Source organism: Bacillus sp. 05T31, from assembly GCF_056396725.1.
Genome location: NZ_JBFTMA010000075.1, coordinates 1 through 12177, shown reverse-complemented (window position 1 = coordinate 12177; position 12177 = coordinate 1). Strand labels below are relative to the sequence as shown.

Genomic DNA, 12177 nt, shown 5'->3' with positions numbered 1-12177 from the left:
CCTTATGTTTCTTTTTCTCTTTACGCAACCGTTTTCATAAATCTATTTTAATAAAAGCGTTTTCACATTGCAATAGAAATTTATTTTTTTTCATAAAAAAAGATGCTCAAGGAGCATCCYTTTTCATTATAAAATGCGATAAACCCTTGTTTCATAAGGTTTYAACGTGATTGTAGTTATTTGTTCATGTTCCGCAACTTYATAGTTATTTAAAAGCAAACGTTTGCGTTCTAATGCGAATAAACTCKCATTATACACAGCTTCCTCTTTTGAGATATTACTAATTACAATGACTTTTTCATCCTGTARCGTACGTGTATATGCATAAATTTGTGGATCGTCTTCTAAAAGTAAATCGTACGTACCGTAGTTCAGTACATCGTGCTCTTYTTTCAAGGCAATCATTTTCTTATAGAAATTGAAAATAGACTTTTCTTCATTTTTTTGCTTTTCAACATTAATTTCTTTGTAATTTGGATTCATGCTAAACCAAGGTGTACTTGTTGTGAAGCCAGCATTCATTTCATCGTTCCACTGCATAGGTGTACGTGAATTATCGCGGCAAGAAGCCCATATAATTTCCATCATATCTTGATGTGATACGCCCTCTGCAATTTTCTCACGATATAAATTTTTAATTGCTACATCATCGTAATCTTCAATATTTGGGAACTGAACATTTGTCATACCAATTTCTTGTCCTTGATAAATAAACGGTGTGCCGTGCATAAAGAAATACATCGCTCCTAAAGCCGTTGCACTTTCACGCCAATATTCTTTATCATTTCCCCAAGTAGACACAATACGTGGCTTATCATGATTTTCAATATATAAAGCATTCCATCCCTTATTTTCTGGCTGAATACCATTTACATTCATATGTTTGTCAAAAGAAGGCACATACTTTAACCCTTTTGGGTTTGGCATATCCTTCAGACCATCTTCTTTTTTTATATGACTAATCGCATCGACGCGGAAACCATCAATCCCTTTATCAAGCCACCAATTAACAGTATCATATAAAACTTCACGAACTTCTTTATTCTCCCAGTTCAAATCTGGTTGTTTACGCGAGAATAAATGTAAATAATATTGCTCTGTCACTTCATCATATTCCCATGCAGAACCATTAAAGATACTTTCCCAATTGTTTGGTTCCGCGCCGTCTTTACCATCCTGCCAAATATACCAATCACGCTTCGGATTGTCTTTAGAAGAACTTGATTCAATAAACCATGGATGTTCATCACTTGTATGATTAATAACTAAATCAATAATAAGCTTCATGTCACGCTTATGAACTTCATCTAGTAGCATATCAAAATCTTCCATCGTACCAAATTCATCCATAATATCTTGATAGTCACTAATATCATAACCATTATCGTCATTAGGTGATTTATACATTGGACAAATCCAAATTACATCTATACCTAAATCTTTTAAATAATCCAGCTTTGCAATAATCCCCTGTAAATCTCCAATACCATCACCATTTGAATCCATAAAGCTACGTGGATAAATTTGATAAGCRACWGCTTCTTTCCACCATGTCTTATTCATACTAATTCTCTCCTTTTGCATCCCATCGGATTTTTTATGCAAACGTTTTCGTAACACTATCATAACAAAATATGAATAGTTTGCAACTGTTTTCATTGAACTCTATGTAGTTTCCTTATTCTTATGCCTTATTTATTTCTCACAAAGATAAAGTGAAACTTTAATCGTTAAGGAGGTGTCCATTCTCCGCTGATTATTAGCCCTTATCAATCGAGCTTTTACGAGCTGCCCTATCTTCTTTACTTCAGCCGGATTGTCTTACTGCTCGCAAATAACGGGATAAATCTAATCCTTCTCTTCTTCTCGTCCATGCGTGTTAAATACACTCTTCATATACTAATACAAGCTCATATTATTTCAGAAAGGAGATATAAATTGAAACAAACAAAATTAACTGGTCGTATCGTCGTTCCCTCGGATCCTGGGTATGACATAGCCCGAATAAATTTAAATTTAAGCATTCCAAAATTTCCTTGTATTATTGTTTTTTGTCAAAATAAAAATGATGTGTGTAACGCCTTAAAATGGGGATGTGAGCGTCATATACCATTTCGCTTAAGAAGTGGACGACATAGCTACGAAAATTTCTCTCTTTTAAATGGCGGGCTTATTATTGATGTGAGTGAAATGAAGCAAATTACGGTTAGTACAGGAAAATTAACAGCAACAATTGAAGCGGGTGCAAATCTTGGCACTGTGTATAAAGAACTTTGGAAATATGGTGTTACAATACCAGCTGGCACAAGTGCAAGTGTCGGAATTGTGGGGTTAACACTCGGCGGTGGCATTGGCATGCTTTCACGCTTATTTGGACTAACATGTGATCAATTAGTAGAAGTCGAAATGGTACAAGCGTGCGGGAAATTTGGTGCAAAAATCATTCGTGCAAATGAACAAGAAAACCCTAACCTATTTTGGGCATGCCGTGGCGGTGGCGGTGGAAATTTCGGGATTATTACTTCCTTAACCTTTCGAGTCCACCCTATTAAAAACGTATCAATTTTCTCACTTACATGGGAATGGAAAGACTTTATTGCTGCATTTCAAGCTTGGCAAAACTGGGCACCTTATATAGATGAACGTCTCACTTCATCAATTGAATTATTCTCTAAACAACGAAATAAAATCGAGGTGAAAGGTGAATTTGTCGGCTCTCCTTCTGAACTCTATCMTCTATTATCTCCTCTTCTTGAAACTGGTAATCCTTCTCTCTTTATAGATGAAGTCCCGTATATAAAGGCTGTTCAATTCTTTAATAGCGGCAATATTCCTGAAAACTTCAAACGCTCTGGTTCCTATGTATATAAACCTATCCCTCTTAAAGGCATTCAAATCATGCAATATTTTCTTTCTCATGCACCAAATAAAGATGCAAGTATTTGGCACCAATCRCTCRTAGGTGCTGTAGAAAACATTTCGCCTAATGAAACAGCTTATTTCCACCGCAAGGCAATTATTGCTCAAGAATATATTACTTCTTGGAAATGCAACGATGAAGAAAATCGAAATATACGCTGGGTTAAAGATTTACGGGAAAGCTTAGATCCTTACACACTRGGAGACTATGTCAATTGGCCCGATATCGACATAAAAAATTGGCAAACTAGTTATTATGGCTCTAATTTTCAAAGGTTGCGTAAAGTGAAGACAGCATATGACTCCTGTAATGTTTTTCGTTTTCAACAAAGCATTCCTCCTTTCCATACGTAAAAAGGAAGAACAAAATTCTGTTCTTCCTTTTTACATTGAAAATCGTTCAATGGTTTGTTTCAAGTCCGCTGCTTGCTTCTCTAAATCCTTTAATAATTGATCGATTACTACCATATTTTTAGATTGTTGCAACGTCACACATGCCACTTCTTGTGAACCAGCTGATGTTTCCTCAGCAATTGCTGCTACAGCCTTTGTCTGTGCTCCTGTTTGATGAATGTGACTCACTTGTTCGTTCATATAGCTACTAATTTGCTTARTTGCATCGGCAACTTCCATAATACTCGATGACATTTCTTTTAAAATTAATTCRGTAGCTKCYCCWCGTTTYGCCTCTTCTTTAGCTGTTTTCACTTGCTCCGTCATTTTCAATGCGACTTGTTGCACTTCCTCTTGCATATTTCGTAATAACTGCGATATATTTCTTGCGGAATGATCGCTTTCATCAGCAAGTTTACGTACTTCTTCAGCTACAACTGCAAAGCCCCTTCCATGCTCTCCAGCACGAGCTGCCTCAATAGAAGCATTTAATGCTAATAAATTCGTTTGACTAGCAATCTCACTCACAACAGAAACAATATGTTCTACTTGTTTCATTCGTTCTTCTAACTTCTGTACATTTTGCATCGAATCTTCATTCTCTTTTGCCAATGTTTGAATGCCTTGAATTAAAGAAGTAAAGACACGTGTACTTTGTCCTAAAGCTTGAACCATTTCTAAAGACAATTCGTCGGACTTTTTTGCTTTTTCTTCTACTTCACTCGCAATAGAGGTTGTTGTATCGACAGTTGAAACAATCGCCTGAATGGAAGCTGCTGATTGCTCGGCGCCAGAAGAAATCTCTGCAAGAGTTTCAGACACACCGCGTGCTTGCTTTGTCGCTTCCCCTGTTTGTCTTCTAATTTGCTGAACTTGATTATTTGTATACGAAAATGTAGTATCAATATTTTTTACCATACCTCTTAAGTTCTCGAGCATCATATTAAATGCAACACTTAAAGATTTAATCTCATCATCYRYTTTTGGYAACGGGACATCTTCACGAATATCRCCATCRGCCGCYTTCCTTGCWGCYTCTTCCAAYTTTCGAAGTGGTTTAATTAAAAAKATTGCTGCCCCATACGCTAAAATTCCAGACCATACTACACCTAATAACATAACGATAATATTATAAACAGTTTGACTTACATACCTTTGAAAATAATCATATATAACGTAAATAAAAAATAAACTTGTTGAATATGTAATTAAAGCTAAAACTGTAGTGAATAGCATAAGTTGTGTACGTAAGCCAAAGGAAAATGTCTTCCTTTCTTTTTCCATCTCTTCTTTCCCCCTTCTTATAAGCAATATAAGTGCTACCTATATATTATTATCCATATTTTCGTTATAGAAAGATATAGAGATTTTAAAAATCATAATTCCCTTGAATATCAAATTCCGTCAAAAAAATAAAGGATTCTGACAATTTATGACTAATAACAGAAATAAGGGGAAACATTTGTAAAATATATTTTTGACTGGGGGTTTTGTATGATTCAGGTTCGAAATCTAGTAAAATCATTCGGCTCGCTTGATGTTTTAAAAGGAATTGATTTAGAAGTAAAAGAAAAAGAAGTTGTTGTTTTAATTGGTGCCAGTGGTTCCGGTAAAAGTACATTACTTCGCTGTCTTAACTTTTTAGAAATGTACGATGAAGGTGAAATTCACTTACAAGGTGAACGAATTGATCCAAAGCATTCAAATTTAAACAAAGTCCGTGAAAATGTCGGTATGGTTTTTCAACACTTTAACCTCTTTCCTCATATGACCTCACTAGAAAACATCATAGAAGCACCTATTCACGTAAAAAAATTGGAGACAGCAGACGCGAAGGATGTTGGGAATCAACTCCTACAAAAAGTCGGCCTACAAGATAAGGCGGATGTAACTCCTCACCTACTTTCAGGTGGTCAAAAACAACGCGTTGCGATTGCACGAGCTCTTGCTATGAATCCTAAAATTATGCTATTTGATGAACCTACCTCAGCCTTAGACCCTGAACTTGTTGGAGAAGTATTGCAAGTTATGAAAGAACTTGCTGAAGAAGGAATGACCATGATTATTGTTACTCATGAAATGAATTTCGCAAGAGATGTAGCTGATCGCGTCATATTTATGGATGACGGAAAGATTGTAGAGGACGCTCCGCCAGCACAATTCTTTTCAGCTCCATCACATGAACGAGCAAAACAATTTTTACGTAACGTTTTATAATGTAACTTCTGTTTCAAATGAAAAGAAATACATCCATACGGTGCACAACTAATTGTCCAAATAAAATATCTCAGTAACATACTTAAAACCATCCGTATGATCAATATATAGGAGGGGTTTTATGAAAAGAAAACTATTAACCATTGTTGCGAGTATTACATTATGTACATCCTTCATACTAGGAGCCTGTAGTAAGGAAAGTGCTACTACTTCTTCAAATGGTGAAAAAGAATTTCGTTATGCGATGAGTGGCTTATATAAACCTTTTAACTATAAAGAAAATGACGGAAAGCTTGCCGGTTTTGATGTGGAAATTGGTGAGGCACTTGCGAAAAAAATGAATATGAAACCCACTCCTATTACAAATCCATGGGAAACGCTAATTCAAGGTCTACAATCGAAAAAATATGATGCTATATTGGGCAGTATGGCAATTACAGAAGAACGCTTAAAAGCTGTTAGTTTCTCCAATCCTTATTATCGTTCTGGTGCCCAAATTTTTGTGGCTAAAAAGAATACATCTATCTCTTCTCCAGAAGATTTGAAAGGTAAGAAAATTGGTGTTGTAAAAGCTAGTACCTTTAAAGACCTTGTTGCAAAACATACAGATCAAATCACAGAATATGATAGCGATATTACTGCACTTATGGACTTAGAGCCTGGACGTATTGATGCAGTAATCACTGATCAAATGGTCGGTTTACGTATGATYAAAGAAGGTAAATCAAATATAAAAGAAGCTGGAAAACCATTAAATCTTGATGAAATGGGAATTGCTATTCGTAAAGATGATAAAGAAACGGTTGAGAAAGTAAATAAAGCTTTAGATGAAATCATTAAAGATGGTACGTATGAAAAGATCAGTAAAAAATGGTTTGGGCGTAATATTCTCGGTGAAGAGGAAAAAACGAAGTAAATTAGCTAGTCAAATGTTTCATACATTATGCCCCACTTTTTATGTGGGGTATTTCATTCCCTACTAAAATCCATACAATATGAGGTGACACATATGTTTGAAATTTTTATGTCTACTTATCCCACACTCTTAAAGGCTACTATTGTCACATTACAATTAACAYTAACATCCCTATTACTYGGTTCACTAATTGGATTACTAKTCGCTTTYTTTCGAATCTCTAACAATAAGRTTTTAAATAGTATTGCTCATGTATATATCGCCATTATTCGTGGTACACCTTTAATTGTTCAAATTGCCATTCTCTATTTCGGTATTACATCGATTATTGTCTTCACTCCTTTTTGGGCAGGAGCAATTGCTTTAGCAATCCATAACGGTGCATATATTACTGAAATTTTCCGCGGATCCATTCAGTCCGTTGACCGTGGACAATTGGAAGCTGCTCGCTCTTTAGGTATGCCTTACCCTTTAGCTATGCGCCGAATTATATTACCACAAGCATTTCGTCTGTCTCTTCCCCCTCTAGGGAACCAATTTATTATTGGATTAAAAGATTCTTCTCTTGTTGCTTACGTAGGATTGTCCGAATTATGGGGATCAGGTTTATCAATTGCTGCAAGTAACTTCCAACAATTAGATACATACATAATTGTTGGTTTATATTACCTCGTACTTGTTCTTCTATTTACTTATTTTGTTAATCTTTTAGAAAAACGACTTCAACGAAAAGAAAATAACTCTGTCCAGGTCAAGACGAAGAACAAGAAAGAAGTCTCTTTATAACAAAAAGCAAGCTCTAAGAGAGCTTGCTTTTTCATCGTAARATATRTCTATTATTGATTTACTTTTTTTATAGTCTCTTTTTCCTCTATATGTTCCTCACGATATGAAATATTATGAGGATCCAATCCATTTCCTAAAGAACCATAGAAATGCTCCCTATGCGGATCAACTAATTCACTTCCGTGATAATACACACGTGGTGTATTCCAAAGTGCTGCCAAAGCTTTTGTCATCGGCATTTCGTGATAGCGTTCCGGCCACATTTCTTTAATTTTATCTTTTACTAATGGATAGTATTTAGAACTCATAGCAGGAAACAGATGATGTTCTGTATGGTATGAGAAATTGAAATGTAAAACGTCTACCCAGCGCGGTACTGTTACTGATAAACAGTTTGCTAAAGGATCATTTACTGGAACAATAGGATTTAAGCGGTGATTTGTTGCGATATACGCCATTACAATAAAGTTAGCAATTAACAACGGAATCACGTATGCAAAGAACCACTTTGTAGGTCCCATAATAAACAATAAACTAATCCAAACTGTCCAGGGCAAAAGAAGTTGAAGCCATACAGATTTTTGATTGGATGACTTAAATTCTTTTATAAAATGAAAGAACATTCGAGTCGAATGTAACGTAAATTGAATTGTTAGTGACAGGAAACTAAAGAATGAACGTACATGAAGAGGCATGCGATATACCCAACTCAAAAACTTACTCTTTTTCAGTTTCTCAAATGTCGGCCATGCATCTGGATCATTCTCTTCATGCTGTGTGTGAACATGATGCGTTGCATTATGCCACTTTCTCCAAAGTTTTGGGCCAGTTGATAATGGCATAAATGCTATCGCACCTAAAAAATCACGAAGCCATGCCTTTCTTACAACTGTTCCATGTAAAATTTCATGTCCTAAAAATCCAAGTGAAGCAAAACATAATCCAAGAACAATTGCAATTCCTAGATTTGCCCACACATTCAATTCAAATACACCGATCGTTATTAAACCAGCCAATGCCACAAGTAAATAAGCCAGTCCACCAAATAATCGATTAGGAACTGGTTTAAATGCTTTTTTCGGCAAATGTGGTGCTACACGTGCTGCATACCACCCAAACGTATGAAGCTCCTTCATCCTTTTGCCCCTTTCTTATGCCGCGCCCCGCGCAACTTGCATATATCAATTCTTGCTTCCAGATTGATTTTACTACGTGATCCAAAAAGCATTTATCATAAGGAAAATATACTCACTCTATCGTCACTTAATTTTCGCTTTTATTATCAATGAAAAACATTTCTCTCTTTACTCTCTATCAACCTTTCCACATGATGAATCATAACAATAGAATTTCTATATTGTCAACAACTTTTATGACCTAGTAATAAAAGTTGGTTATATTTTTATAATTATACTTTATTTCACTAAAGAAAAAGCATAGATTTCATAAGGCTTTATCAGCTATATATACATATCCACTTAAACAACATAGACTCTATCTTATTCAAGAACTCTCTATGTAATCAACAAATGGAATCACTTGAATTTATCTTTATATAAATCCTACTTCTTCATACTGCCCCAATAAAATAATTATATTAAAATATTTTTTCTTTCGTTTAGTAAAAATAGAACGCTACGAAAACAACATACATGAATTCCATATAATATGGAAATATTAAAAGGAAAATTGTTCTAATTTAGGAGGTTTTCAAAATGACAGATGACACATTTCCGCAGTTACCATCATCCTATTGGATTGAATCTACTCAATTACCTACTTTTCCTCATTTATCCGAAAATATAAAGACAGAAGTTGCTGTTATCGGAGCTGGTATTACAGGCATTACCACCGCCTATTTACTCGCTAAAGAAGGAATGAAAGTCGTTTTAATTGATTCTGGTTCTGTTTTAAATGGAACAACTGGGCATACAACCGCAAAAGTAACAGCTCAACATGATCTTATTTATGATGAATTAATAAACAATTTTGGTGTTGAAAAAGCCAGGCTTTACTACGAATCAAATAGTAAAGCTCTACAATTCATAAACGAGACTGTACAAACATATAAAATCGACTGTAATTTCACAAATGAAGATTCGTATTTATATACAACTACCAATAATGGCCTGCGAAATTTAACRAAAGAATATGAAGCCTATCAAAAATTAAATATTCCTTGYGACTATGTTCAATCCCTGTCGATTCCTATTCCCGTACAATCTGCACTTGTGATGAAAAATCAAGCGCAATTCCATCCCCTCCTTTATTTAAAAGTACTTTTAGAAAAGTTTGTGGAGATGGGCGGAAAGGTTTATGAGCAAACAACAGCTTTTGATGTGGAAAAAGGAGATTATCCACAAGTTATTACAAAGGGTGACCATCGCATCACTTGTAAATATATTGTCTCTTGTTCACATTTTCCTTTTTATGATGCTAATAGCTTTTTCTTTACGCGAATGTACGCAGAACGCTCCTATGCCCTCGCAATAAAAGCAAAAACGGATTATCCAGGGGGCATGTATTTAAGTATCGATGATCCAAAACGCTCCATACGTTATACGACAAGCAATGGAGAAAAGTTGATATTGATTGGCGGAGAGAGCCATAAAACAGGCCAAGGAATTAATACKATGCTTCATTATGATGCACTAWATTCCTTTGCTGAATCTACTTTTGGAGTAGATGAAATTCCTTATAGATGGTCAGCGCAAGATTTAATCACGCTAGATAAGCTTCCTTATATCGGACATATTAACGAAAGGAATCCAAATATATTTGTGGCAACTGGATATCGTAAATGGGGAATGACGACTGGAACTGCAGCAGCTCATTTACTGAAGGACTCCATTCTAAAAGTCCACAGTCCATATAAAGAACTGTTTGCACCATCACGCTTTCATGCAAATCCGGATATAAAAACTTTCCTCTCTCAGAACATTGATGTTGCTAAACACTTAATTGAAGGAAAAATTGAAACCGCATTACGTAAGCCAGAAAATCTTGAAGTTGGCGAGGGTTCTGTTGTACATGTCAACGGTAAACGAGCAGGTGCTTATAAAGATAAAGAAGGAAAATTACATATCGTCGATACAACTTGYACACACCTCGGCTGTGAAGTTGMATGGAATARCGGTGATTGTACTTGGGATTGCCCTTGTCACGGTTCCCGTTTTTCAATTGATGGGRATGTTATGGAAGGTCCAGCAGATCAACCATTAAAGCGAGTTGATAACGAATAAAAAAACAAAAAAGTTCAACGGGAATCCTGTTGAACTTTTTTATTTTTCATGACACCTTTTCATATAAATTTCGACATACGCAGGGAAATATTAACATTAAATAAAATAATATATTCATCTACAAATAAAAGGAGTGAATACTATGCAACCTTCTGCTCCACCTCATCTAGAATCTACAGAAACTATCTTTTCAAGTTCTATTACAAAACTTGTTGTTTTTATTTGTTGGCTAGCCATTCTAGCTGACGGATATGATTTAGGCATTTACGGCGCCGTTCTGCCAAAGCTCCTAGAAGACAACAGCTGGGCACTATCACCAGCCCACGCTGGAACAATTGCCAGCTATGCTTTATTTGGGATGTTTATTGGTGCTATTCTAGTTGGAACCATTACAGATCTAATTGGACGAAAATGGACACTTATATGCTGTTTAGCCCTTTTTTCTATCACAATGGGCTTAGCTGCAATTGCTCCTTCTCCTGAATTATTTGGGTTATCTCGATTCATCGGAGGAATCGGATTAGGCGGTGTTATCCCAACGGCTTCAGCACTTACTGTTGAATATTCACCAAAAAAACGGCAATCTTTTATTTATGCTCTTATGTTTACCGGCTATCCTTTAGGTATCGTGTTAGGCGCTATTTTATCCATGTTTATGCTAGAAGATTTCGGATGGAGAATTATGTTTGGCATCGGAATGATTCCGCTACTCCTCATTCCTTTCATTATTCGTTATTTACCTGAGTCCATTCAATTTTTATTATCGCGAAATCGACAAGAAGAAGTGAATAAAATTCTTAATCGCTTTCAAATTGAACTCCATGTAAAAGATGAAATTCCTGAAACACAATCTAATATACAAAAGAAAAATGGATTTCTTACGTTATTCTCAAAAGATTACATAAAAGCAACACTACTTTTTTGGCTCACTTATATAATGGGAATGTTTTTAATATACGGTTTAAATACTTGGCTACCACAGATGATGCGCCAGGCAGGATACCCTCTTGGATCTAGTTTATCATTTCTACTTATACTAAATATTACTGCAGCTATCGGTGCATTATTTGCTGGGGCGATTGCCGATCGTATAGGAGCAAAAATTGTTATTAGTATCTCCTATCTTATGGCAGCCATATGTATTGGACTATTAACAATTAAACCATCTGTTACAATCATTTATCTTTTAATTGGTCTTGCTGGAATTGGATCAGTCGGTATTACTCAAATATTAAATGCTTATGTAACACAATACTTCCCATCACATRTACGAGCTACCTCCTTAGGCTGGGGACTTGGACTTGGCCGAGTTGGTGCGATTGCTGGCCCTATTCTTGTCGGTATTATTATGACAATGCAATATGACTTGGCGTGGAATTTTTACTTATTCTCCTTTGCAGGTCTTATCGCAGCTATATCTGTTTTCTTTATTCCTACAAAATAAAGTGAAACTTTAATCAGCCCTCACCAATCGGGCGTTTACGGGCCGTTGACCTCCCACCTAACTTCTTCGCTCCAGCCGAATCTTGAGGTGGGAGTCTTACTGCCCGTTAATGCGGGATAAAAAAGAGCACAAACTCACTTGTGCTCTTTTTCATATACTTCAAACAACATATTTCGAAATAATGTATTCAAACTCTCAATATCAATCCCTAATCCCTTTTCAATCCCTTTCACGTATTGCTCATAATAATCAATTTGTTC

Annotated in this window: 9 protein-coding genes and 2 pseudogenes; 6 read left to right on the top strand and 5 right to left on the bottom strand. The window is 35.7% G+C overall.

The annotated features are described in order from the left end of the window. Positions 1-126 precede the first annotated feature (126 nt). Positions 127-1659 carry a glycoside hydrolase family 13 protein gene (locus AC1DJR_RS07510; protein WP_477002313.1) on the bottom strand — a complete coding sequence of 511 codons (1533 nt, stop codon included), beginning with the start codon at positions 1657-1659 and terminating at the stop codon, positions 127-129. A 279-nt stretch (positions 1660-1938) separates the two neighbouring features. Between AC1DJR_RS07510 and AC1DJR_RS07505 the strand changes: the two genes are divergently transcribed. After that, the gene (locus AC1DJR_RS07505) at positions 1939-3273 is read left to right on the top strand and encodes an FAD-binding oxidoreductase (RefSeq protein ID WP_477002312.1); all 1335 of its coding nucleotides are present in this window, start codon (positions 1939-1941) and stop codon (positions 3271-3273) included. A gap of 30 nt (positions 3274-3303) precedes the next feature. Here the strand turns inward: AC1DJR_RS07505 and AC1DJR_RS07500 are convergent, their stop codons facing one another. Then, positions 3304-4230 carry a methyl-accepting chemotaxis protein gene (locus tag AC1DJR_RS07500; protein ID WP_477002314.1) on the bottom strand — a complete coding sequence of 309 codons (927 nt, stop codon included), beginning with the start codon at positions 4228-4230 and terminating at the stop codon, positions 3304-3306. Positions 4231-4245: 15 nt separating this feature from the next. Then, a pseudogene (locus AC1DJR_RS07495) lies at positions 4246-4431 on the bottom strand (HAMP domain-containing protein); the annotation flags it as partial. Between the two features lie 375 nt (positions 4432-4806). On the opposite strand from AC1DJR_RS07495, the gene AC1DJR_RS07490 reads away from it, so the two are divergent. From AC1DJR_RS07490 to AC1DJR_RS07480, 3 genes are all read left to right on the top strand, one after another. Beyond that, on the top strand, positions 4807-5529 hold the full coding sequence (locus AC1DJR_RS07490; protein ID WP_002029539.1) for an amino acid ABC transporter ATP-binding protein: 723 nt from the start codon (positions 4807-4809) through the stop codon (positions 5527-5529). A 121-nt stretch (positions 5530-5650) separates the two neighbouring features. After that, positions 5651-6445, top strand: a complete 795-nt coding sequence (locus tag AC1DJR_RS07485; RefSeq protein WP_429686994.1) for an ABC transporter substrate-binding protein — start codon at positions 5651-5653, stop codon at positions 6443-6445. A gap of 93 nt (positions 6446-6538) precedes the next feature. After that, the gene (locus tag AC1DJR_RS07480; protein WP_477002311.1) at positions 6539-7231 is read left to right on the top strand and encodes an amino acid ABC transporter permease; all 693 of its coding nucleotides are present in this window, start codon (positions 6539-6541) and stop codon (positions 7229-7231) included. 50 nt (positions 7232-7281) lie between these two features. Here the strand turns inward: AC1DJR_RS07480 and desB are convergent, their stop codons facing one another. Next, positions 7282-8367, bottom strand: coding sequence for a Delta(10) desaturase DesB (gene desB / locus AC1DJR_RS07475; RefSeq protein ID WP_002091268.1), 1086 nt, complete (start codon positions 8365-8367; stop codon positions 7282-7284). Between the two features lie 579 nt (positions 8368-8946). Here desB and AC1DJR_RS07470 point away from each other — a divergent pair. Next, the gene (locus AC1DJR_RS07470; protein ID WP_477002310.1) at positions 8947-10473 is read left to right on the top strand and encodes an FAD-dependent oxidoreductase; all 1527 of its coding nucleotides are present in this window, start codon (positions 8947-8949) and stop codon (positions 10471-10473) included. 142 nt (positions 10474-10615) lie between these two features. Further along, complete coding sequence (locus tag AC1DJR_RS07465) at positions 10616-11917, top strand: MFS transporter (RefSeq protein ID WP_477002309.1); 1302 nt, start codon at positions 10616-10618, stop codon at positions 11915-11917. 134 nt (positions 11918-12051) lie between these two features. On the opposite strand, the pseudogene AC1DJR_RS07460 reads toward AC1DJR_RS07465, so the two are convergent. Continuing rightward, positions 12052-12177: pseudogene (locus tag AC1DJR_RS07460) on the bottom strand (nucleotidyltransferase domain-containing protein); the annotation flags it as partial.

Excerpts from the sequence above, each read along its gene's own strand:
- AC1DJR_RS07490 (WP_002029539.1), top strand. The coding sequence starts at position 4,807 with ATGATTCAGGTTCGAAATCTAGTAAAATCATTCGGCTCGCTTGATGTT.
- desB (WP_002091268.1), bottom strand. The coding sequence starts at position 8,367 with ATGAAGGAGCTTCATACGTTTGGGTGGTATGCAGCACGTGTAGCACCA.